The sequence below is a fragment of the Cellulomonas shaoxiangyii genome, from assembly GCF_004798685.1.
GTDB classification, from domain to species: Bacteria; Actinomycetota; Actinomycetes; order Actinomycetales; family Cellulomonadaceae; genus Cellulomonas; species Cellulomonas shaoxiangyii.
The window spans coordinates 2,227,081-2,248,878 of sequence record NZ_CP039291.1 but is presented as its reverse complement, the minus strand read 5'-3'; the positions used below and the strand labels follow the sequence as shown (position 1 = coordinate 2,248,878).

Below are 21,798 nucleotides of genomic sequence, written 5' to 3'. Positions count from 1 at the left end.
CGTGATCTCCCGCATCGACCTGCGCGGCCGCCGTCCGTCCCGTCGCGAGCTGCTCGCGGTGCTGCCGCGCGCCGAGCTCGACGTCGAGCACGCCGCTGCGGCGGTCGCGCCGATCCTGGCGCAGGTGCGCGCCGACGGGGCCCGCGCGCTGCGGGACCTGTCCGAGCGGTTCGACGGCGTGCGGCCGCAGCACGTGCGCGTGCCGGCGGCCGCGATCGAGGACGCGCTCGCCGTGCTCGACCCGCGGGTCCGTGCCGCGCTCGAGGAGACGATCCGCCGGGTCCGCCAGGTGCACGGCGCGCAGCGCCCGCAGGACTTCACGGTCGACGTGGCGCCGGGCGCGCGCGTCCGGCAGCGCTGGGTGCCCGTGCGCCGCGTCGGCCTGTACGTGCCCGGCGGCCTCGCCGTGTACCCGTCGTCGGTCGTGATGAACGTCGTGGCGGCGCAGGAGGCCGGCGTCGGCTCGCTCGCCGTCGTCTCGCCGCCGCAGAAGGAGCGCGACGGCCTGCCCGACCCGGTCGTGCTCGCCACCTGTGCGCTGCTCGGCGTCGACGAGGTGTACGCGGTGGGTGGTGCGCAGGCGGTCGCGATGCTCGCGTACGGCGCGGCGGGCAGCGACGAGGTCGACGGCGAGACCCTGTGCGAGCCGGTCGACGTGATCACCGGCCCGGGAAACGTCTACGTCGCCGCCGCCAAGCGGCTCGTCCGCGGCTTCGTCGGCATCGACGCGGAGGCCGGGCCCACCGAGATCGCGATCCTCGCCGACGGCACCGCGGACGCGTCCCACGTCGCCGCGGACCTCGTCTCGCAGGCCGAGCACGACCCGCTCGCCGCGGCGGTGCTCGTCACGCCGTCGGTCGAGCTCGCGGGCGCCGTCGAGGCGAAGCTCGTCGACCGCAGCGAGGTCACCATGAACCGCGAGCGCGTCGTCACCGCCCTGCGCGGGAGCCAGTCGGCCATCGTCCTGGTGGACGACCTCGAGGCGGGGCTCGACGTCGTCAACGCGTACGGCGCCGAGCACCTCGAGGTCCAGACCGTCGACGCCGGCGCGTGGGCCGACCGCGTCACGAGCGCCGGTGCCATCTTCGTCGGCCCCTGGTCACCCGTGTCGCTCGGGGACTACATGGCCGGGTCGAACCACGTGCTGCCGACCGGCGGGTGCGCGCACTTCGCCAGCGGGCTCGGCGTGCACTCGTTCGTGCGGGCGGTGCAGGTCATCGAGTACGACGCCGACGCCCTGGCCGAGGTGGCCGACCGGGTGGTCGCGCTCGCCGACGCCGAGGGGCTGCCCGCGCACGGCGAGGCGGTCCGCGCGCGGTTCTGACCCGGCGTCAGCCGACGCCGAGGACGAACGGCAGGACCTCGGTCGCGCCCGCACGACGCAGCAGGCGGCCCGCGACGGTCAGCGTCCAGCCGGTGTCGGTGCGGTCGTCGACGAGCAGCACGCGACGGCCGGCGACGGCCTCCGCGACCTCGTCCGGCAGCTCGACGTGGCGGATCACGTCGGCGAGCCGCTGGGCCGAGTTCACGTCGTGCCGCGGCGGGGTGCCGACCGCGGTGAGCGAGCCTGCCCACGGCACGCCCAGCAGCCGCGCCGTCCCGCCTGCGAGGTGGGCGACGAGTGCGCCCCGGCCGGCCGAGCCGACGGCGACGACGACGTCCACGCCCGGACGCCAGGCCTCGAGCACGTCCCGCACCGGTCCGCGCAGCCCGACGGGCAGCTCGGTCGGTACCTCGTCGCGCAGCGCCGCACGCAGCGGACCTCCCCAGCCCAGCCCGTCGAGCCGCCCCACCGCACGTCCCTCGCCGACCTGCTCGCCGGCGGGCAGGCGCCCGCGCAGGTCGAGACCGAGCGACGCGAGACCGGTCGGCCACTGCCGGCGGGCGGAGACGGGCTCCCCGGGGACTGCCAGGAGGTCGCGCGCCGACGCGACGGCGTCCTCGGCGGGGACCTCGCCGACCGTCGTGCCGGTGCAGGTGTCGCACCGCCCGCAGCGCCAGCCGTCCTCGAGCGCCGGGTCGTCCAGCGCCGCGCGCAGGTACGCCATGCGGCACTCGTCGGTGGTGAGGTACGTCAGCATCGTGGCCTGCTCGGCGCGGCGGGCGGCGGTCACGCGCGCGTAGCGCTCGGCGTCGTACGACCACGGCTCGCCCGTCGACTCCCAGCCGCCGCGGACGCGCCGCACGGCGCCGTCGACGTCGAGCACCTTGAGCATCCCCTCGAGCCGCGTGCGGCGCAGGCTCACGAAGGTCTCGAGATGTGCCGTCGACAACGTGCCGTGCGCGTCCAGCGCGGCGAGCGTCGCGCGGACCTCCTGCTCCGGCGGGAACGCCGTGGAGGCGAACCACTCCCAGATGGCCCGGTCGTCCTGCCCGGGAAGGAGGACGACGTCGGCACGCGCCGTCGCGCGGCCCGCGCGTCCGACCTGCTGGTAGTACGCGATGGGGGACGACGGGGCGCCGACGTGCACGACGAACGCGAGGTCCGGCTTGTCGAACCCCATGCCGAGCGCGGACGTCGCGACGAGCGCCTTCACGCGGTTGGCGAGCAGGTCGGCCTCCGCGGTCTCGCGCTCCGCCGGGTCGGTCTGGCCCGTGTACGTGCGCACGTCCAGGCCGGCGGAACGCAGGTGCTCCGTGACCTGCTCCGCCGCGGCGATGGTGAGGCAGTAGATGATGCCGGACCCCTCGAGCGCGGGGAGCGTCGTGGCGAGCCACGCGAGGCGCGTCGCCACGTCGGGCAGCTGCGTGACCTGCAGCCGCAGGCTCGGGCGGTCGAGGGAGCCGCGCAGCACGAGCGGCGGGGCGTCGTCGTCACCACCGAGCTGTTCGGCGACGTCCGCCGTGACGCGGGCGTTCGCCGTCGCGGTCGTGGCGAGCACGGGGACGCCGCCGGGCAGGTCGCCCAGCAGCGTGCGGATCCGGCGGTAGTCGGGCCGGAAGTCGTGGCCCCAGTCCGAGATGCAGTGCGCCTCGTCCACGACGACGAGGCCGGCGTCCTGCGCGAGGCGGGGCAGCACCTCATCCCGGAAGCCCGGGTTGTTGAGCCGCTCGGGCGAGACGAGGAGCACGTCGACCTCGCCCGCGGCGACGCGAGCGTGCACGTCCGCCCAGTCCTGCACGTTCGCCGAGTTCAGCGTCTCGGCCGCGATGCCCGCACGCCGGGCGGACTCGACCTGGTTGCGCATGAGCGCCAGGAGCGGCGACACGATCACGGTGGGCCCGCGGCGGGCGCCCCCCGCGCCGGCGCGCAGCAGGGCGGTGGCGACGAAGTACACCGCCGACTTGCCCCACCCGGTGCGCTGCACGACGAGCACCCGGCGGTGGTCGGCGACGAGCGCCTCGATCGCCTGCCACTGGTCGTCGTGCAGGCGTGCGTCGTCCCGGCCGACGAGCCGGCGCAGGACCTCCTCGGCCTGCGCGCGCAGCGCGACGCGGTCGACGGCGGTCGCCGCGGCGGGGGCCGCGGCGTCGGGCGGGGGAGAGGCGGGCACGTCCGGCAGCGTAGGCGTCGCGTCCGACACCCGCGGCGGCGGCGGGCACGTGGACCGCGGGACGCCGGCGGCTCCCTAGACTCGGGGACCGTGACCTCCGCCCCAGACCGCGCCCCGGACCGCGCCCCGGACCGCGCCGACGGCCGCGCCGCCGCGGCGCTCCCGCTGCGGCCCGAGCTCGCCGGCCTCGAGCCCTACGGCGCGCCGCAGCTCGACGTGCCGGTCCTGCTCAACGTCAACGAGAACCCCTACGCGCCGTCGGAGCAGGTCGTGGCCGACGTGGCCGCCGCCGTCGCGGAGGCGGCGCGCGGGCTCAACCGGTACCCCGACCGCGACTTCGTCGCGCTGCGCACCGACCTCGCCGACTACCTCGCGACCGAGTCCGGCGTGCGGCTCGACCCCGCGCAGGTGTGGGCCGCGAACGGCTCGAACGAGATCATGCTGCACGTGCTCCAGGCGTTCGGCGGGCCGGGGCGTACCGCGCTGTCCTTCGCGCCGACGTACTCGATGTACCCGGAGTACGCGCGCGACACGTCGACGGCGTGGGTCGTCGGCCGGCGCAGCGAGGACTTCTCGATCGACCCGGAGCACGCCCGCGCGGCGATCGCCGAGCACGCGCCGAGCGTCGTGCTGCTCGCGAGCCCGAACAACCCCACGGGCACGGCGCTGCCGGCCGGGACGGTCCGCGTCGTGCTGGACGCGGCCGCGCGGGTGCCGGGCGGCTGCGTCGTCGTCGTCGACGAGGCGTACGGCGAGTTCCGCCGGACCGGCACCCCCTCCGCGCTCGAGCTGCTCGCCGAGCACCCGCACCTGGCCGTGAGCCGCACGATGTCGAAGGCGTTCGGTCTGGCCGGGGCGCGCGTCGGCTACCTCGCGGCGAGCACCGCGCTCGTGGACGCGCTGCGCGTGGTGCGGCTGCCGTACCACCTGTCGGCGGTCACGCAGGCCGTCGCGCGGGCCGCGCTCGCGCACGCGCCGGAGCTGATGGCGCAGGTCGGCTCGCTCCGCGAGGAGCGCGACGGCCTGGTCGCGTGGCTGCGTGCGCGCGGCTTCGTCGCGTGCGACTCCGACGCGAACTTCGTGCTGTTCGGCACGTTCGACGACCGCCAGGCGGTCTGGCAGGGTCTGCTCGACCGGGGCGTGCTCGTGCGCGTCACGGGTCCGGAGGGATGGCTGCGGGTGTCGGTCGGCACCCCGGCGGAGACGGCGGCGTTCCGCGCCGCCCTGGTGGAGGTGACGGGACGATGAGCCCGCAGCAGGACGCGCCGGTGGCCCGGCGCACGGCCCGCGTGGAGCGGACGACCAGCGAGTCGACCGTCGTGGTCGAGCTCGACCTCGACGGAACCGGACGGGTCGACATCGACACGACCGTGCCGTTCTACGACCACATGCTCACCGCGCTGGGCAAGCACTCGCTCATCGACCTCACGGTCCGCGCGAGCGGCGACACCGACATCGACGTGCACCACACGGTCGAGGACGTCGCGATCGTGCTCGGGCAGGCGCTGCGGGCGGCGCTCGGTGACAAGCGGGGCATCGCGCGCTACGGCGACGCCACGGTCCCGCTGGACGAGGCGCTCGCGCAGGCGGTCGTCGACGTCTCCGGCCGGCCGTACCTGGTGCACACCGGAGAGCCGCCGGGGCAGGAGTACCACCTGATCGGGGGGCACTTCACGGGTTCCCTGACGGCCCACGTGCTGGAGTCGATCGCGCACCACGCGGCCTTCACGGTCCACGTCCGCGTCCTCGCGGGCCGCGACCCGCACCACATCGTCGAGGCGCAGTTCAAGGCGCTGGCGCGCGCGCTGCGGGCGGCCGTGGCGCTGGACCCGCGCGTCGACGGCGTGCCGTCCACGAAGGGCGCGCTGTGAGCGGCCCGGGCGAGCGCCGCCCCGACGAGCCGCGTCCGGACGAGCCGCGTCCCGACGAGCCGCGTGGGGACGAGCCCGGACCCGAGGGTGCCCAGGAGCTCGCGTTCGAGGTCCCGGACGACCTGTCGTCCCTGACCACGCCGCAGGCACCCACCCTCGCGGTCGTGGTCACGCAGGTCGCCACCGCGGAGGCGCTCGCCGCGGCGTGCGCGATCGCGCGGCTCGACGTGGACGCGGTGCCCTCGCCCGTCGGCGCGCTCGCGGTCCTGCGCAGGCCCACGGAGGGTCAGCAGGGTGCCGCGGCGGTGTCGCAGATGCTGCGCGGCGTGCCGGTGGTGCTGCTCGAGCGGCGCGCCGAGAAGATCGACGCGTCGCAGTGGGTCGGCGGCGAGCGTGAGAAGGACCTCCCCGCGGGCCTCGTGCTCTCGGGCGCCCCGCCCGCGCTCGAGGACCTGCTCCTCGGGGACGTGCCGGTCGGCGAGCTGGAGGGCGTCGTGACGTCCGTCGGGCTCTCCCGCTGGAAGGCCATGCGTCTGCTCGCGCAGCACCGCCGCTGACGCCGCGGGGCCCGTGCCCGTCGCCGCGCGCTGCGGGTGCGCCGGCGCACGCGGGTAGGCTGGGGGGGTGCCCACGTCCCCTCGCGTCGTCGTCCTCGACTACGGCTTCGGCAACGTGCGCTCGGCCGTCCGCGCCCTCCAGCGCGTCGGTGCGGACGTCGAGCTGACCGGTGACAAGCAGGCCGCGCTCGAGGCCGACGGCCTCGTCGTCCCGGGCGTCGGTGCGTTCGGCGCGGTGATGGACGGGCTGCGCGGCGTCGGCGGCGACCAGGTCGTCGACCGCCGCCTCGCCGGCGGACGTCCGGTGCTCGGCATCTGCGTCGGCATGCAGGTGATGTTCGACGAGGGGGTCGAGCACGGCGTGCGCGCCGAGGGCCTGGGGGAGTGGCGCGGCGTGGTCGACCGGCTCGAGGCCGACGTCGTCCCGCACATGGGCTGGTCCACGGTCGACGCCCCCGAGGGCACCGTGCTGTTCGACGGCCTGCAGGACGAGCGCTTCTACTTCGTGCACTCCTACGCGGCACGGTCGTTCCCGCTCGCCGAGGCCCCCGCGCCGGGTGAGCACCCCATGCCGGCGCCGCTCGTGACGTGGTCCGAGCACGGTGACCGCTTCGTCGCCGCGGTCGAGAACGGCCCGCTGGCCGCGACGCAGTTCCACCCCGAGAAGTCCGGCGACGCCGGCGCCCAGCTGCTGTCGAACTGGGTCGGCGCGCTGCGCTGAGCGGCGCACCGCCCGAGCACGTCCCCCACCCGAGCACGTCCCGGGCGCGACCCGCAGCGGCGTGCCCCGCGCCCGAAAGAGGTCCCATGCCCGATACGCCCCGGCTCGAGCTGCTGCCCGCCGTCGACGTCGCCGACGGCCAGGCCGTCCGCCTGGTGCAGGGGGAGGCCGGGTCGGAGACGTCCTACGGCGACCCGCTCACCGCGGCGCTCGACTGGTACGACGGTGGCGCCGAGTGGATCCACCTCGTCGACCTCGACGCCGCCTTCGGGCGCGGCTCCAACGCGCCGCTGCTCGCGGACGTGACGCGGGAGCTCGCCGGGCGGGGCGTCAAGGTCGAGCTGTCCGGGGGCATCCGCGACGACGCGTCGCTCGAGCGCGCGCTGGCCACCGGTGCGACGCGCGTCAACCTCGGGACGGCGGCGCTCGAGGACCCGGAGTGGACCGCGCGGGTCATCGCGTCCCACCGCGAGCAGGTGGCCGTGGGCCTGGACGTGCGCGGCACGACGCTCGCCGCCCGCGGGTGGACCCAGGACGGCGGCGACCTCTGGGAGGTGCTCGCGCGCCTGGACGAGGCCGGGTGCGCCCGCTACGTCGTCACGGACGTCACGAAGGACGGCACGCTGCGCGGCCCCAACCTCGAGCTGCTGCGGGAGGTCTGCACGCGGACGTCGGCTCCCGTCGTCGCGTCGGGCGGCGTCTCGAGCCTCGCCGACCTCGAGGCCCTGCGCACGCTCGTGCCCGTGGGCGTCGAGGGCGCGATCGTCGGCAAGGCGCTCTACGCCGGCGCGTTCACGCTTCCGCAGGCCCTCGACGTCGCCGGGCGGCCGTGACCGGGCGCGCCCTGCCGCCGTCGTCGCCGTTCGCCGGCGACGACGGCTCCGCGGACCCCGCGCTGACCGCGGTGCTCGCGCGCCACGCGGGCGGCGACGCGGACGTCGCCGAGGTCGTCGCCGCCCTCGCGCCGACGCGCGTGCTCGTCCCCGTGCTCGCCGAGCTCGAGGTCGCCGACGTCGTCGAGCACGACGGGCACGCGCACACCGTCGACAAGGAGGCGTCCGCCGGGGTCGTCGCGCTGCGGACGCCGGACGGGCGCACCGCGCTGCCCGTCTTCACGGGCGTGGACGCGATGCGCCGCTGGCGCGCCGACGCCCGCCCCGTCCCGAGCGACGTCCCTCGGGCCGCCCTGTCCGCGGTCGCCGAGGGGTGGGAGGTGCTGGTCGTGGACCCGGCCGGCCCGGTGCCCGTCGTGCTGCCGCGCACCGCCGTGGAGGCGCTGGCCCGCGGGGAGGCGTGGCGCCCGGCGGTCGCCGGCGGACGGGTCGACCCCGAGGTGGGGGGTGCCGTCGCGGCGGCCCTGGCCGGTGTCCGGCTCGTGCGCACGGTCGACGCGGTGCCGGGGGTGCGCGCCGAGGTGGCCGTGCGGCTCGGGCTCCTGCCCGGCCTGGACCGGGCCGCGCTCGACCGCGTGCTCGCGGAGGTCAACGCGGCGCTCGCGGCCGACCCGGTCGTCACGGCGCGCGTCGACTCGCTCGAGCTGAAGCTGCACGCGGCGGACTGACGCCGGACCGACGCGGGGCGGACCGACGCCGGGCGGACCGACGCCGGGCGGGCGCCCACGGGTGGGACCCCCGCGGTCGTCAGCGCCGTCGCCGCACGGCCCACGCGAACGCGCACGCGCTCGCGACCGCCGCGAGCGCGACCTGTCCGCCGAGGATCGCGCGGTCGACGTCCACGACGGGCGACCAGCGCGCGCCGCGCCCGTCGACGACGACGACGCCGAGCGGCCGCACGTGCGTGGCCCAGCCGCCACCGCCGCCGTCCCCCGTGGCGCGCGCGCCGTCGACCGACGTGTCGCCCAGCGCGCCGCCGGCACCGGTGCCCGTCGCGCCGGACACCCGCGCGACGGGCACCACGAGCACGCCGTCGTGCTCGTACGCCTCGCCGAACGCACGGCGGACGGACAGGGTGTCGGCGGCCGCCCGCAGCAGCGCGGCGGGGTCGAACGTGCGCTCGGTCATGGCGTCTCCCGGTGGTCGTGCCCCCGCGGCGGGCGGGGGGTCGTCGGCGGTGCTGTGGCGAGCCGGGCGGCCCGGTGTGCGCCCGTCAGCCGCACGTCGGCGCGGGTGCGAAGGCGGCGGCGTCGGCGAGCAGGGTGCGCAGGGTGCTGACGGGCACGACGAAGCTCATGCCGGTCGCGTTCTTGGCGTAGACGACGCCGATGACGCGCCCCGACGCGTCGAGCGCCGCGGACCCGGACGAGCCCGGCTCGACCGGCGCGTCGGTGACCAGCACCTCCCCGAGGTTGGCGTGCAGGGGGTCGGTGACGGCGCCCATGATGCGGCCGTCCGTCACGGTCAGCTGCCGCCCGAGCGGGTAGCCGACCACCGTGACGGGGTCGCCGATCGCGGGGTCGGCGTCGGCGAGCACGGGTGCGGCGGGCAGGGCGTCGACGGTCCGCACGACGGCGAGGTCCGCCAGCGCGGCGGTGCTGGCCGCCTCGGCCGCCACGTCGCGGCCGTCGTACGTGCTCAGCTCGAGCTGCGCCGAGTCGGCGACGACGTGCTTGTTCGTCACGAGGGTGTGCTCGTCGATGGCGAAGCCGGACCCGGTCGACAGCGCGCCGCAGCCGATGTTCCGGATGCGGACGGCCATGCGCTGCGCCGCGTCGAAGCCGTCGGGGGACAGCTGGGAGCCGTCGTCCGTCGCGGCCGGCGCCGGCACCGTGCTCGGGACGACGCTCGTGGGGACGGGGGCCGGCGGCGCGGGCAGCGCGGCGCACGCCGTGAGGACCACCGCGGCCGCCACGAGCGCGCCGGTGCGGGCGGCGTGGTGCCGGCGCGACGTCACCGCGCCAGCTCCCGCTGGAGCGAGGCGTTGGCGTCGCTCGCGGCGCCGCACACGCGCTCGACGTCCGCCCGGAAGCGCGCCAGCTCGGCGGCGTCGTAGCGGTCCGCCTCGCCGAGGTAGCCGATGAGCGCCTCCTGCCCGTCGATGCAGTTGGCCAGCGCGGTCGCGACCTCACCGGCCGCCTCCGAGACGCGGGCCTGGTAGTCGGCGAGCTGCTGCTGGGCGGCGGTCGTGTCGCCGAGCTGCGCCTTCTCGTCGGCGAGCTCGGTGATGCGGGCCTGGGCGGTGGCCAGCTGGTCACGCGTCGCCGCGAGGTCGCCGGTCGTGGCCTCGAGCTCGGCGGTCGCCTGCGCGAGCTGGTCGCCGTGCGTGCGGGCCAGCGCCTCCCACTCGGCCGCGGCGCGCTCCCACTCGCGCGTCGTGGTCCACAGGCGCGCGCCGACGAGCCCGGCCGCGACGAGCACGGCCACGAGCACGACGGACAGGACCGCGACCGCGCGTCGCCGGCGCGGCGGGGTCTCGACCGGGAACGGCACCGGCGTGCGCGGCGCGGACGCGTGCGGTCCGGGGGCGTGGGGTCCCGGCCCGTGCGGTGCGGACGGACCCGGTGCGGCGGGGAGGGGCGCCGCGGCCGGGGTCCACCACGCGGGTCCGTCGGGCGGCTGCTGGGGTCCGGGGGAGGGTGCGGGTCCGCTCGGGCCGGTCATCGCGCCAGGATAGGCGGCGGGCCACCGTCCCCGGCGTGGTGCGGCGGCGGGTCTGCGGGGACCACACGGACGGCGGTGGCCGGGCGCCCGCGGCCGACGTCACGTGCGGCGGGGGCGGCCCGAGCGGTCGGGCGCGGGCCGACGCCGGGTGGTGCCGTCAGGAGACGGGACCGGTGAACTTCTCGCCGGGCCCGTCGCCGGGCGCGTCGGGGAAGGGCGACGCCTCGCGGAAGGCCAGCTGGAGGGACCGCAGCCCGTCGCGCAGGGAGCGCGCGTGCTGGTTGCCGATGTCGGGCGCGGAGGCCGTCACGAGGGCGGCGAGCGCCGTGATGAGCTTGCGGGCCTCGTCGAGGTCCCGGTGCCGTGCACCCGGCCCGTCGGGGCCGTCCTCCGCCAGGCCGCACTTCACCGCGGCGGCGCTCATGAGGTGCACGGCGGCGGCCGTGATCACCTCGACCGCGGCGACGTCGGCGATGTCGCGCACCGCCTCGGCGGCGCGCTGGTCCTGCTCGTCGGTGGGGTCCGTCATGGTGCCGATCCTCTCATCGCGGCCGGACGCCGCCGCGGCCGCGCCGTGTGCGACGGCGCCGTTGCCGCGCTCACCGGGGCGGGTGGTAGCCTGGTCCTCGACTGACCCGCGCCGTCGCGCGTTCCCGTCCCGCCGCACGGCCCCCGCACCCCGGGGTCCGTGCCGGAGTCGGGGTCACGCGGTGGGGCGGGTGCACAAGTGGAGTCCTTCCCACCTGGGTCCCGCCCGTCGGCCGCGCCGACGACAGGGACCGGGTCCCAGTCCTCAGGTCGACGGGAAATCCTGTCGGCCTGGCCGGTGGTTGCCGTGTGCGCCCGCCGTACGGACGTGGCCTCCTCCTGTGCCCAGGACGGGGGCCTTCCTCGTTCCTGGGGTCCGCCACGACGAACCCGAGGAGCACCACATCAGCGAGCCCCGCATCAACGATCGGATCCGCGTCGCCGAGGTCCGACTCGTCGGACCCAACGGCGAGCAGGTCGGCATCGTCCGCGTGGAGGACGCGCTGCGTCTGGCCCAGGACGCCGACCTCGACCTGGTCGAGGTCGCCCCGACCGCACGTCCGCCCGTGTGCAAGATCATGGACTTCGGCAAGTTCAAGTACGAGGCCGACATGAAGGCGCGTGAGGCCCGGCGGAACCAGGCCAACACCGTCCTCAAGGAGATCCGCTTCCGGCTCAAGATCGACCCGCACGACTACGGCACCAAGAAGGGCCACGTCGAGCGGTTCCTCGCCGCCGGCGACAAGGTCAAGGTCATGATCATGTTCCGCGGCCGCGAGCAGTCGCGCCCGGAGATGGGCGTGCGCCTGCTCCAGCGGCTCGCCGCGGACGTCGCCGAGCTCGGGTTCATCGAGAGCATGCCGAAGCAGGACGGCCGCAACATGATCATGGTGCTGGGCCCGACGAAGAAGAAGGCGGACCAGCAGAAGGAGCAGCGGCGCGCGGCCGCCACGCACCCGCGGGACGACCGCCCGGAGCAGGACGAGATCGACGAGATCGACGACGTCACCCCGGACGAGGCGCCCGAGGCTGCGCCGGCCCTCGTGCCGGCGGATGCTGCGGCGGAGCCGACCGCGCCTGCTGCACCGACGGAGGCGCCCGCGGCGCAGGCCCCTGCGCCGGTCGCCGAGACGGCGCCGCCCGCGGCCTCCGAGCGTCCGGCTCCCGAGCGAGCCGAGGCACCCGCCCGGACCGCACCGGCCCGCACGGCCCCGTCGGCACCGGCGCGCCCGGCCGCGACCACGCGCCCGGCCTCGTCGAGCGGGTCGCGTCCGGCCTCCTCGACCGGGTCGCGTCCGGCTCCCTCGACCGCGTCGCGGCCCGCTCCGTCCACCGCGTCGCGGCCCGCGCCGTCGCCGGCTGCCCGGCCGGCCGCCGCACCGCGGAGCGCACCGGCGTCGCGTCCTGCCGCCCCCGAGGCGGCGCCGCGTCCGGCCGCACCCCGCCCGCCGGCTCCCGCGCCGACCGGCGTCCGTCCGGGCCCCCGCCCGGGCGGTGCGCCCAAGCCGGCCCCGCGGCCGGGCCCCCGCCCGGCATCGGACGAGGACGCCGGCTGACCCCACCCCGGCGCGTCCGCCAGGGCGCCCGCTGACCCCGAGTCGCACGACCGTGCGATGCGAACGACAAGGAGACACGGCAGCCATGCCGAAGAACAAGACGCACTCCGGTGCCAAGAAGCGGTTCCGGGTCACCGGTACCGGCAAGATCATGCGTGAGCAGGCCGGCGGCCGTCACCTGCTCGAGCACAAGTCGAGCCGCCGGACCCGCCGCATCGCCGGTGACGTCGTCGTCTCGCCCGCCGACACCCCCAAGATCAAGAAGCTGCTCGGTCGCTGACCCGCGTGGCGCCTCACGAGGCGCCGCGGGAGCACCCGGCCCCGGACCCCAAGCAAGGAGCATCACGTGGCACGCGTGAAGCGGGCGGTCAACGCCCAGAAGAAGCGCCGCTCGACCCTCGAGAAGGCCAGCGGCTACCGCGGCCAGCGGTCGCGCCTGTACCGCAAGGCGAAGGAGCAGGTCACCCACTCCCTCGTCTACGCCTACCGCGACCGCAAGGCGCGCAAGGGCGACTTCCGCAAGCTGTGGATCCAGCGGATCAACGCCGCGTCGCGCGCGAACGGCCTGACGTACAACCGCCTCATCCAGGGCCTCAAGGCCGCGGGTGTCGAGGTCGACCGTCGCGTCCTCGCCGACATGGCGGTCAACGACGCCGCGGCGTTCGCCGCGCTCGTGCAGGTGGCCAAGGCCGCGCTGCCCGAGGACGTCAACGCGCCGGCCGCCGCCTGAGCAGCCGCACTCCTCGCACCGCCCCCGTCGTCCTCGTGACGGCGGGGGCGGCGCCGCGTCCGGGCCCGGGCGCACCCGCCCGGTGTGACACGGCCGACCAGGCACGAGAAGGGACGCTGTGTCCGACGAGATCATGACCAACCCCCGCGCCGAGCGGGTCAAGCAGGTCCGCGCGCTCGCGCAGCGCGCGGTGCGGCGCCGGGCCGGCGCGTTCCTCGTCGAGGGACCCCAGTCCGTCCGCGAGGCGGTGGCGGAGGCGGCCGAGCACGTGCGCGACCTGTACGTCGGCCCCGACGCCGCCGACCGGTACCCCGACCTGGTGACCGCCGCGCGGCACGCGGGCGTGCGCGTGCGGCCCGGCACGGCCGACGTCCTCGAGGCGATGAGCCCGGACGCGCAGCAGCTCGTCGCGGTGGTCGACGCCGTCGTGCCCGACCGCGCCGACGTCCTCGCGGCCCGCCCGCGGCTCGTCGCCGTGCTCTCCCAGGTCCGCGACCCGGGCAACGCCGGCACGGTCGTGCGGGCCGCCGACGCGGCGGGCGCGGGGGGCGTCGTGCTCACGGGCGCGAGCGTCGACCTGCACAACCCGAAGGTGGTGCGCTCGACCGCCGGCTCGCTGTTCCACCTGCCCGTGGCGACCGGCGGCGAGCTCGCCGACGTCGTCGTGGACCTGCGCGCCGCCGGCCTGACCGTGCTGGCAGCGGACGGCCGCGGCAGCCACGACCTCGACGACCTCCTGGACGTCGCGGGCCACGCGCCGGCCGGCGTCCCGGACCTCACGGCGCCGACGGCGTGGGTCTTCGGCAACGAGGCGTGGGGCATGTCCGACGACGACCGCGCGCTCGCCGACGCGGTGGTCCGGGTTCCGATCCGCGGGCGGGCGGAGTCGCTCAACCTGGCCACGGCGGCCGCCGTGTGCCTGTTCGCCTCCGCCCGCGCGCAGCGCTGACGTCCCGGGGGGCCGCCCGCCGCACCGCCGCCGACGCGGGGTGCCGCGGCCTGGCAGGCTGACCGCATGCGTCTGTTCGCCGCGGTGTGGCCCCCGGCCGACGTCCTCGACCACCTCGACCTCGCGCTCGCGTCGGTGCGCCCCCGTGGGCCGGGCGGTGAGGAGGGTCTGCGGTGGACGGCGCGGGAGGCGTGGCACCTCACGGCGGCGTTCTACGGCTCGGTGCCGGACGCCCTCGCCGACGACCTCGCCGAAGGGCTCGACGGGCTCGCGGCAGGGTCGGCGCCGTTCGAGCTGGCGCTTCGCGGCGCCGGCGTGTTCTCGCACCGCACGCTCTGGGTCGGCGTCGGCGGTGACGTCGAGGCGATGACGCGGCTCGCGGCCGGCGCGCGCGACGTCGGCGACGCGGCGGGCGCCCGGCCCGACGACCGCGCACGCAACCGCCCCCACCTGACCGTCGGTCGCGCCCGGCCCGGGTCGCGGCCGCCGCGCCGGCGCGGGTCGGCCCGGGGGGCGCGCGGACCGGGGGAGCGGGCGTCGGCCGGGGTCGCGCCCGACGCGGTCGACGTGGCCGCGCACGCGCTCGCGGTGTACGACGGGCCCACGTGGTGGGTGCAGGCCGTGACGCTCGTCGAGTCGCGACCGGGTGAGGGCCGCGGCGGCGGGCCGTTGTACACGCCCGTCGGCGAGTACAGGCTGCGCGGCTGAGACCGCGGCCACGACGCCGCGCGACGCGCGCGGGAGCGGACGGCGCCACCGGCCCCGGGACGGGCGCCACTAGACTTCTCGACCGGTCGACCCGTGCCCCTGCGCGGCGCGACCGCCGGCCACCCCTCGCGCCCGCGCGGGTGACGGCCGCCCGGCACCGTCCTGGAAGGTCCTGATGACCGACGACACACCCCTGTCCCCGCTCGACGCCGACGGCGTCGCCGCCGCGGTCGACGCCGCGCTGGCCGACGTCGCCGCCGCCGGCGACCTCGACGCCCTCAAGGCGGCGCGCCTCGCCCACACCGGCGAGCACAGCGCGCTCGCACGGGCGAACCGTGCGATCGGCGGCCTGCCCGGCGCCGACAAGGCGGCGGCCGGCAAGCTGCTCGGCCAGGCGCGCGGACGCGTCAACGCCGCGGTGGCCGCGCGCACGTCCGAGCTCGAGGCCGAGCGGGACGCCCGCGTCCTCGTCGAGGAGGCGGTGGACGTCACGCTGCCCGCCGACCGGCACGCCGCGGGCGCCCGTCACCCGCTCACGACCCTGTCGGAGCGCATCGCCGACGTGTTCGTCGCGATGGGCTGGGAGATCGCCGAGGGGCCGGAGCTCGAGGCGGAGTGGTTCAACTTCGACGCGCTGAACTTCGGCGTCGACCACCCGGCCCGGCAGATGCAGGACACGTTCTTCGTCGCGCCGCAGGACCCCGACGTGCCGGCCGACGCGTCCGGCCTCGTGCTGCGCACGCACACCTCGCCCGTGCAGGCGCGCACGCTGCTCGAGCGGGGGGTGCCCGTCTACATCGCGTGCCCGGGCAAGGTGTTCCGCACCGACGCGCTCGATGCGACGCACACGCCGGTGTTCCACCAGGTCGAGGGTCTCGCGATCGACGAGGGCCTGACCATGGCGCACCTCAAGGGCACCCTGGACCACTTCGCGAAGGCGATGTTCGGGCCCGACGCGCGTACGCGACTGCGCCCGTCGTTCTTCCCGTTCACGGAGCCGAGCGCCGAGATGGACCTGTGGTTCCCGCAGAAGAAGGGCGGGCCGGGCTGGATCGAGTGGGGAGGGTGCGGGATGGTCAACCCGAACGTGCTGCGTGCGTGCGGCGTCGACCCGGAGCGGTACTCCGGGTTCGCGTTCGGCATGGGCATCGAGCGCACGCTCATGCTCCGCCACGGCATCGCCGACATGCGCGACATGGTCGAGGGCGACGTCCGCTTCTCCACGCAGTTCCGGGCGGTGGTCTGAGATGCCGCGCATCCCGCTGTCCTGGCTCGGTGAGCACGTCGCGCTCCCCGCCGGTCTCACGGCCGAGCAGCTCGCCGCCGACCTCGTGCGCGTCGGGCTCGAGGAGGAGGCCGTCCACGCGTCCGGCGTCACCGGGCCCCTCGTCGTCGGTCAGGTCGTCGACCTGACGCCCGAGCCGCAGAAGAACGGCAAGACGATCAACTGGTGCCACGTCGACGTCGGCGCGCACAACGACCTCGACGGCGACGGGAACCCGACCGTGCCGCGCGGCATCGTCTGCGGTGCCCACAACTTCGGCGCGGGCGACCGCGTCGTCGTCGCGCTGCCCGGTGCCGTCCTGCCGGGGCCGTTCCCGATCTCGGCGCGCAAGACGTACGGGCACGTGTCCGACGGGATGATCTGCTCCGCCCGCGAGCTGGGGCTCGGCGAGGACCACGACGGCATCATCGTGCTCGAGCGCCTCGGGTACGGCGCGGACGTCACGGCGCCGGGCACGGACGCGCTCGAGCTGCTGGGCCTCGGCGAGGAGGTCCTGGAGATCAACGTGACCCCCGACCGGGGGTACTGCTTCTCCATGCGCGGCGTCGCCCGCGAGTACGGGCACTCCACCGGTGCGGCGTTCACCGACCCGGGCCTGCCGACGGGCGACGAGGACGAGGCGCGGCCGGCGGGCTTCGCGGTCGAGGTCGACGACGAGCGCCCGGTGCACGGCGTGCCCGGGGCGGACCGGTTCGTCGCGCAGGTCGTGCGGGGCGTCGCGGCGCACGGGCCGTCGCCCGCCTGGATGCAGCAGCGGCTGACGCGTGCGGGCATGCGGCCGATCAGCCTCGCGGTCGACGTCACGAACTACGTGATGCTCGACCTCGGGCAGCCGATGCACGCCTACGACCTCGCGACGCTGACCGCGCCCGTCGTGGTGCGGCGTGCGCGCCCGGGGGAGCGGCTGACGACGCTCGACGGCGTCGACCGCGCGCTCGACCCCGAGGACCTGCTCGTCACCGACTCGACCGGTGGGCGCGGCGCGCGCGTGCTCGGCATCGCCGGTGTCATGGGCGGCGCCGAGACCGAGGTCGGGCCCGCCACGACGGACCTGCTCCTCGAGGCCGCGCACTTCGACCCCGTGTCGGTGGCGCGCTCCGCGCGGCGGCACCGCCTCTCGTCGGAGGCGTCCAAGCGGTTCGAGCGGGGCGTCGACCCGCGGCTGCCGCGTGTGGCCGCGGCGCGCGCGGCCGCGCTGCTCGTGCAGTACGGCGGCGGCACGGTCGAGGACGCCGTGACGGACGTCGACACGACCACCCCGCCGGCACCGGTCACGTTCGACCCCACGCACCCCGCGCGGCTCGTCGGCGTGCCCTACACGGCCGAGGAGGTGCGCGAGACGCTCGAGGCGATCGGGTGCACGGTCGAGGACGCCGGCGAGACGTGGACCGTGCACGTGCCGACGTGGCGGCCGGACCTGCAGCACGGCGTCGACCTCGTCGAGGAGGTCGCGCGCCTGCGCGGCTACGACGCGATCCCGTCCGTGGTCCCGCCGGCGCCGACCGGTCGCGGGCTCACCCGCGGCCAGCGCGTGCGCCGGGCGGTCGCGGACGCGCTCGCGTCGGCCGGGCTCGTCGAGGTGCTCAGCTACCCGTTCGTCGGCGCCGCGCAGGTCGACGCGCTCGGCCTGGGCGCGGACGACGAGCGCCGGCGTGCCGTGCGGCTCGTCAACCCGCTGACCGACTCCGAGCCGCTGATGCGCACGGACCTGCTCGTCACGCTGCTGGACACGGCGCGGCGCAACGTCAGCCGGGGCACGACCGACCTCGCGGTGTTCGAGGCCGGCCTCGTGACGCTGCCGGCGCCCGGGTCGGGCGTCGCCCCGCGCCTGCCGGGCGGTGCCCGGCCCTCGGACGCGGACCTCGCCGCGCTCGAGGCGGCGGTCCCGGCGCAGCCGCTGCACGTCGCGGGCGTCCTCGCGGGTCACCTCGAGCCGGCCGGGTGGTGGGGCGCCGGACGTCGCGCCGACCACACGGACGCGATCGCCCTCGCACGGCGGGTGGCACAGGTCGCCGGCGTCGAGCTGGTCGCGTCGGCCGACAGCGGGCGGGCGCCGTTCCACCCGGGCCGGTGCGCGGCGCTGGCGACGGCGTCGGGCACGCCCGTCGGTCACGCCGGCGAGCTGCACCCGCACGTGGTGTCGGCTCTCGACCTGCCCGCCCGGACGGTCGCGTTCGAGCTCGACCTCGACGCGCTGCTCGCGGCGTCGTCGTCCGGGCCGGTCCAGGCCGTGCCGGTCTCGACCTTCCCGGTGGCGAAGGAGGACGTCGCGCTCGTGGTCGACGCCGACGTGCCGGCGGCCGACGTGCTCGCCGCCGTGCGGGCCGGTGCCGCGCAGAGCCCGGCGGGGGACGTCCTCGAGGACGTGCGCCTGTTCGACGTGTACACGGGCGACCAGGTGGGGGAGGGGCGCAGGTCGCTCGCGTTCGCGCTGCGGCTGCGCGCGCCCGACCGGACGCTCACGGCCGACGAGACGGCCGCGGTGCGCGAGGCCGTGGTGGCCGAGGCGCACGCCCGCGTGGGGGCGCAGCTGCGGTCCTGATCGCGCACCCGGCCCCGGCCGGGACCCCGTGACGGCGGCGGTGCGAGGACGTCCTCGCACCGCCGCCGTCGACGTCGTGGACGTCATGCACCGGCGCCGACGACGAGGTCGACAGCACGCCGGCGGCCGGGACGAAGGTCCCCGGTGCGGCGATCGGCGCCCCCGCGGCGCGGGATCGCCACGCCGGGTTCGTCCCGGATGGCGCCCGTGTGTCCCGTTCGCCCAGTTGGACGTTCGTCCATCTGGGTTGTTTTCCTGGAGCCCGTCCACTCGGAAGAAGGAACGGCCTCCCCTCCCTGCCCTGGGGGTGCCGCCAGGGAAAGGACTCGGCAGGAGGCACGAGGATGCACACGAACGCACGCCGTCCCCGGGCGGACGCACCCGGGCGTGACGGCATCGCGCGGGTCGTCGCCGGTGCCGTGGCCGTCGGGCTCGCGCTCGCACTCGTGCCCGTCACGGGCGCCACGCGAGCGGCCGCGACCGACCACTCGGCCGCCGGCAGCTCGACCGGGGCCCGGGTCTACGCGACGGGCGCCCACCAGGACGCGGCGGTCCCCGACATCGCGTGGATCACCTGGGCCGGTGAGAACGAGACCGTCACCGACGGCACCACGGTGACCAACTGGCACGAGCTGGGCGACGACGCCTGGCTCGAGGTCACCTGCACGCTCTCGGACCTGACGTCGGGCGGTCCCGTCACGGCGTACGCGCCGCGCGCGAACAGCTGGGAGAACCCGGACGGGACCGTGGGCCGCTCGACGGACGGGCTCGGCCAGCTCTACCCCGGGATGCCGCCCGCGGGAGTCCGCCAGGTGGTCGACGACGACACCACGACGTTCACCGTCTCCTGCGACGCCGAGGTCGTCCGGTACGACGAGCAGGGACGGGCAGGAGGCAACCGGATCGGCAGCGACCCCGTCGAGCTCGGCGGCCTGGTGTTCGCCGAGCCGGAGTCGCTCAACCAGGGCCCCGGTCCCAACGACGCCTGGATGATCGAGCACGTCAAGGCGACCGCGGCGTCGGCCGCCTCGCCGTGGCGCGTCATCGACCGCTACCAGGGTGCCTGTGCGGGGCAGACCCACACGGCGACCGTCGACATCGCCCAGGAGGCCGCCGGCTGGTCGGCACGGCTCTTCAACGAGTCGGTGCAGTGCGGTGACGGTTCGGCCACCGCGGTCCTGCTCGCGCAGGACGTGGACACGCTCGACGTCGAGCTGGTGGGCCAGGGCTTCAGCGCCGCGGCGGTGGGCTACGTGCTCGGCGTCGACCACGGCGACGCACCGGAGAGCTACGGCGTGGCCGGGGCGGTCGTGCGGCCGACGTGGTCGGGCGGGGAGCTGCCCCCCGGGCGGACGCGCCTGGCCGGGACCGTGTGCGACGGCGCCTGCTACCAGGTGGGCACGGCGGTCGCGACGCGCGGTGCGCCGGACGTCAGCCTCGGTGCGGACGTGCGCGCCAACACCACCGTGCCGTTCAGCGCCGACGCCACCGCGGACGTCCCCGACGAGGACGCCTTCGGGGCGGGCGGCAGCCCCGCCGCGGTCGAGGTGGAGCCCGCCGTGGCGCCGTACACGCTGGCGACCGCGCGGTGCCGCGGGAGCGGTGCCCACGTCGCGGCCTGGCTGGACTGGGACGGCAACGGGACGTACGACGACGACGAGCGGTCGGACACGGTGGCCTGCCCCGGCGGGTCGGCCGCCGGTGACGTCGTGACGCTCACCTGGTCGCAGGTCCCGGCGGACACCCGCGGCGGCACGTCGTTCCTCCGGCTGCGCGCGTCGACGGACCCCGCGGACCTGGCGTCCGCGACCGGTCCGGCCGTCGCGGGCGACGTCGAGGACTGGCAGGTGCAGATCCTGGCGACGCAGCTCACGGTCGCCAAGAGCGCGGACGTGCCGTACCTCACCGACGGCACCGGGACGGTCGCCTACACCGTGACGCTCCGCAACACCGGGAACGTCGCCTTCACGCACGACCGTCCGGCGTACGTCGTCGACGACCTGACCGGCGCGCTCCCGTACGCGACGCTCGGCGAGGTCACGGCGTCCACCGGGACGGCGTCGGTGACGGCGGACCGCATCACGTGGTCCGGCCCGCTCGACGTCGGGGCCTCGGTGACCCTGACGTACCGCATGACGGTGACGCAGGTGCCGGGCACGGCGGGCGCCGCGATGCGCAACGTCGCGGTCGGGTCGGCGACGCCCCCGGCTGCGGGACCGCTCGGCTGCGAGCCCGCGTCCCAGGCGGCGGGGCTGTGCGCGAGCGTCGACCTGGTCGGTCTCGGCCTGACGGTCGACAAGACCGCCGCCGCCGACGGTGCGCCGCTCGACGACGGTGCGCGGCTCACCCCCGGCACCCCCGTCACCTGGACCTACGTCGTGACGAACACCGGCTCGGTGCCGCTGCGCGACGTGTCCGTGGTCGACCTGGTGACCGAGACGCGGGACGGTTCCCCGCTCGTCACCGACGACCCGGCCCACCTGGACTGCGGCGCGCACGGCGCGGGCACCGACGTGGTGCTCGGCGAGCTCGCCGCGGGGGAGCAGGTCACCTGCACCGCGACGCGGCAGGTCGTCCCGCGACCCTGACCCGGACGGCGCGCCGTGCGCCGTCCGACCTCCCGACGAGAACAGACCCGCAGGTCTCCCTCGCGGAGCCTGTGCCGCCCGTCCCGGGCGCCAACCAGAGAGAGGCAGGCAACCATGAAGAACAGGACCAAGGGCGCCGTCGCCGGCGTGGCAGGCGTCGCGCTCCTGGCCGGTGGCACGACGTTCGCGCTGTGGAGCGACAGCGACGACCTCGACGGCGGCACGATCACGAACGGCAACCTCGACGTCGCCGCTCTGCAGACGACGTGGAAGGACGTGTCGTACGACCGCGCGGACTCCCCGCACGACATCGACCTCGCCACGTGGCAGATGGTGCCCGGCGACACGATCGAGGGCACGCAGGGCTTCGACGTGGCGCTCGACGGTGACAACCTCGTCGCCAACCTGACCCTCGCCGACACCGGCGCGAGCACGCTGCCGCCCGGGGTCACGGTCCAGTACGACGTCGTCCAGGGGGACCAGGTCCTCGCGACGGCCCCCCTCGGTACGCCCGTCCCCGTCGAGCTGCAGTCGATCGACAACCCGGACGAGCTCGGCCGCACCGAGGTCGGCGAGACGCTCGACGGCGTCGCGGACCTCTCGGTCGTCGTGCGCGTGAGCTTCGACGCCGACAACCGCGACCAGGTGCTGGAGACGTCGACCCTCTCCGGCCTCTCGGTGACGCTGGAGCAGATCCGTCGCTGACCGGTGG

21 protein-coding genes are annotated in these 21,798 nt (G+C 76.5%); 16 read left to right on the top strand and 5 right to left on the bottom strand.

What is annotated here, in order from left to right; translation table 11 throughout:
- The first annotated feature begins 1 nt into the window (after window position 1).
- Entirely contained in the window at window positions 2–1,324 is a 1,323-nt protein-coding gene (gene hisD / locus E5225_RS10205; RefSeq protein WP_135974085.1) for a histidinol dehydrogenase, read from the top strand.
- A 7-nt stretch (window positions 1,325–1,331) separates the two neighbouring features.
- Here hisD and E5225_RS10200 read toward each other — a convergent pair whose 3' ends face one another.
- Window positions 1,332–3,494, bottom strand: coding sequence for a RecQ family ATP-dependent DNA helicase (locus tag E5225_RS10200; protein WP_135974086.1), 2,163 nt, complete (start codon window positions 3,492–3,494; stop codon window positions 1,332–1,334).
- Between the two features lie 90 nt (window positions 3,495–3,584).
- On the opposite strand from E5225_RS10200, the gene E5225_RS10195 reads away from it, so the two are divergent.
- The 6 genes from E5225_RS10195 (at window position 3,585) to E5225_RS10170 (ending at window position 8,204) form a co-directional block, all read left to right on the top strand.
- Window positions 3,585–4,742, top strand: a complete 1,158-nt coding sequence (locus E5225_RS10195; RefSeq protein ID WP_135974087.1) for a histidinol-phosphate transaminase — start codon at window positions 3,585–3,587, stop codon at window positions 4,740–4,742.
- A complete protein-coding gene (hisB, locus tag E5225_RS10190) occupies window positions 4,739–5,365 on the top strand; it encodes an imidazoleglycerol-phosphate dehydratase HisB (RefSeq protein ID WP_135974088.1) in 627 nt (208 codons plus the stop codon). Before E5225_RS10195 ends, hisB begins: the two co-directional genes overlap by 4 nt.
- A complete protein-coding gene (locus E5225_RS10185) occupies window positions 5,362–5,922 on the top strand; it encodes a hypothetical protein (RefSeq protein ID WP_243738308.1) in 561 nt (186 codons plus the stop codon). Before hisB ends, E5225_RS10185 begins: the two co-directional genes overlap by 4 nt.
- Window positions 5,923–5,989: 67 nt before the next feature.
- A complete protein-coding gene (gene hisH, locus E5225_RS10180) occupies window positions 5,990–6,643 on the top strand; it encodes an imidazole glycerol phosphate synthase subunit HisH (protein ID WP_135974089.1) in 654 nt (217 codons plus the stop codon).
- 86 nt (window positions 6,644–6,729) lie between these two features.
- Window positions 6,730–7,476: a bifunctional 1-(5-phosphoribosyl)-5-((5-phosphoribosylamino)methylideneamino)imidazole-4-carboxamide isomerase/phosphoribosylanthranilate isomerase PriA gene (priA, locus tag E5225_RS10175; RefSeq protein ID WP_135974090.1), complete on the top strand. Its 747-nt coding sequence runs from the start codon at window positions 6,730–6,732 to the stop codon at window positions 7,474–7,476.
- Window positions 7,473–8,204 (top strand): SseB family protein, encoded by a 732-nt coding sequence (locus E5225_RS10170; protein ID WP_135974091.1) that lies wholly within the window; start codon window positions 7,473–7,475, stop codon window positions 8,202–8,204. The genes priA and E5225_RS10170 overlap by 4 nt, the downstream gene beginning before the upstream one ends.
- A 79-nt stretch (window positions 8,205–8,283) precedes the next feature.
- Here E5225_RS10170 and E5225_RS10165 read toward each other — a convergent pair whose 3' ends face one another.
- From E5225_RS10165 to E5225_RS10150, 4 genes are all read right to left on the bottom strand, one after another.
- Window positions 8,284–8,664 carry a spore germination protein GerW family protein gene (locus E5225_RS10165; protein ID WP_135974092.1) on the bottom strand — a complete coding sequence of 127 codons (381 nt, stop codon included), beginning with the start codon at window positions 8,662–8,664 and terminating at the stop codon, window positions 8,284–8,286.
- An 85-nt stretch (window positions 8,665–8,749) separates the two neighbouring features.
- Window positions 8,750–9,493 carry a S1C family serine protease gene (locus E5225_RS10160; RefSeq protein WP_135974093.1) on the bottom strand — a complete coding sequence of 248 codons (744 nt, stop codon included), beginning with the start codon at window positions 9,491–9,493 and terminating at the stop codon, window positions 8,750–8,752.
- Window positions 9,490–10,200: a hypothetical protein gene (locus E5225_RS10155; RefSeq protein WP_135974094.1), complete on the bottom strand. Its 711-nt coding sequence runs from the start codon at window positions 10,198–10,200 to the stop codon at window positions 9,490–9,492. Before E5225_RS10155 ends, E5225_RS10160 begins: the two co-directional genes overlap by 4 nt.
- Before the next feature lie 157 nt (window positions 10,201–10,357).
- A complete protein-coding gene (locus tag E5225_RS10150) occupies window positions 10,358–10,729 on the bottom strand; it encodes a DUF1844 domain-containing protein (protein WP_135974095.1) in 372 nt (123 codons plus the stop codon).
- Window positions 10,730–11,069: 340 nt separating this feature from the next.
- Here E5225_RS10150 and infC point away from each other — a divergent pair, with 340 nt between their 5' ends.
- The 9 genes from infC to E5225_RS10105 all read left to right on the top strand — a co-directional run bounded on the left by infC (window position 11,070) and on the right by E5225_RS10105 (window position 21,791).
- On the top strand, window positions 11,070–12,284 hold the full coding sequence (gene infC / locus E5225_RS10145; RefSeq protein ID WP_136225407.1) for a translation initiation factor IF-3: 1,215 nt from the start codon (window positions 11,070–11,072) through the stop codon (window positions 12,282–12,284).
- An 85-nt stretch (window positions 12,285–12,369) separates the two neighbouring features.
- Window positions 12,370–12,564 carry a 50S ribosomal protein L35 gene (rpmI, locus tag E5225_RS10140; protein ID WP_135975628.1) on the top strand — a complete coding sequence of 65 codons (195 nt, stop codon included), beginning with the start codon at window positions 12,370–12,372 and terminating at the stop codon, window positions 12,562–12,564.
- Between the two features lie 66 nt (window positions 12,565–12,630).
- Window positions 12,631–13,014 carry a 50S ribosomal protein L20 gene (rplT, locus tag E5225_RS10135; RefSeq protein WP_135975630.1) on the top strand — a complete coding sequence of 128 codons (384 nt, stop codon included), beginning with the start codon at window positions 12,631–12,633 and terminating at the stop codon, window positions 13,012–13,014.
- A 133-nt stretch (window positions 13,015–13,147) separates the two neighbouring features.
- Window positions 13,148–13,963, top strand: a complete 816-nt coding sequence (locus E5225_RS10130) for a TrmH family RNA methyltransferase (RefSeq protein ID WP_135975634.1) — start codon at window positions 13,148–13,150, stop codon at window positions 13,961–13,963.
- Between the two features lie 66 nt (window positions 13,964–14,029).
- On the top strand, window positions 14,030–14,671 hold the full coding sequence (thpR, locus tag E5225_RS10125) for an RNA 2',3'-cyclic phosphodiesterase (protein ID WP_136225405.1): 642 nt from the start codon (window positions 14,030–14,032) through the stop codon (window positions 14,669–14,671).
- Window positions 14,672–14,846: 175 nt separating this feature from the next.
- Window positions 14,847–15,917, top strand: a complete 1,071-nt coding sequence (pheS, locus tag E5225_RS10120; protein ID WP_135973736.1) for a phenylalanine--tRNA ligase subunit alpha — start codon at window positions 14,847–14,849, stop codon at window positions 15,915–15,917.
- 1 nt (window position 15,918) lies between these two features.
- Window positions 15,919–18,498: a phenylalanine--tRNA ligase subunit beta gene (gene pheT / locus E5225_RS10115; protein WP_135973737.1), complete on the top strand. Its 2,580-nt coding sequence runs from the start codon at window positions 15,919–15,921 to the stop codon at window positions 18,496–18,498.
- Between the two features lie 344 nt (window positions 18,499–18,842).
- Window positions 18,843–21,086, top strand: coding sequence for a CshA/CshB family fibrillar adhesin-related protein (locus E5225_RS10110; protein WP_135973738.1), 2,244 nt, complete (start codon window positions 18,843–18,845; stop codon window positions 21,084–21,086).
- A gap of 114 nt (window positions 21,087–21,200) precedes the next feature.
- Entirely contained in the window at window positions 21,201–21,791 is a 591-nt protein-coding gene (locus E5225_RS10105; RefSeq protein WP_135973739.1) for an alternate-type signal peptide domain-containing protein, read from the top strand.
- The last annotated feature ends 7 nt before the right edge of the window (window positions 21,792–21,798 follow it).

Coding starts and splice junctions, on each gene's coding strand:
- hisB (WP_135974088.1), top strand. CDS start 4,739: ATGAGCCCGCAGCAGGACGCGCCGGTGGCCCGGCGCACGGCCCGCGTG.
- priA (WP_135974090.1), top strand. CDS start 6,730: ATGCCCGATACGCCCCGGCTCGAGCTGCTGCCCGCCGTCGACGTCGCC.
- E5225_RS10165 (WP_135974092.1), bottom strand. CDS start 8,664: ATGACCGAGCGCACGTTCGACCCCGCCGCGCTGCTGCGGGCGGCCGCC.
- E5225_RS10155 (WP_135974094.1), bottom strand. CDS start 10,200: ATGACCGGCCCGAGCGGACCCGCACCCTCCCCCGGACCCCAGCAGCCG.
- E5225_RS10150 (WP_135974095.1), bottom strand. CDS start 10,729: ATGACGGACCCCACCGACGAGCAGGACCAGCGCGCCGCCGAGGCGGTG.
- rpmI (WP_135975628.1), top strand. CDS start 12,370: ATGCCGAAGAACAAGACGCACTCCGGTGCCAAGAAGCGGTTCCGGGTC.
- E5225_RS10130 (WP_135975634.1), top strand. CDS start 13,148: ATGACCAACCCCCGCGCCGAGCGGGTCAAGCAGGTCCGCGCGCTCGCG.
- thpR (WP_136225405.1), top strand. CDS start 14,030: ATGCGTCTGTTCGCCGCGGTGTGGCCCCCGGCCGACGTCCTCGACCAC.
- pheS (WP_135973736.1), top strand. CDS start 14,847: ATGACCGACGACACACCCCTGTCCCCGCTCGACGCCGACGGCGTCGCC.
- pheT (WP_135973737.1), top strand. CDS start 15,919: ATGCCGCGCATCCCGCTGTCCTGGCTCGGTGAGCACGTCGCGCTCCCC.
- E5225_RS10110 (WP_135973738.1), top strand. CDS start 18,843: ATGCACACGAACGCACGCCGTCCCCGGGCGGACGCACCCGGGCGTGAC.
- E5225_RS10105 (WP_135973739.1), top strand. CDS start 21,201: ATGAAGAACAGGACCAAGGGCGCCGTCGCCGGCGTGGCAGGCGTCGCG.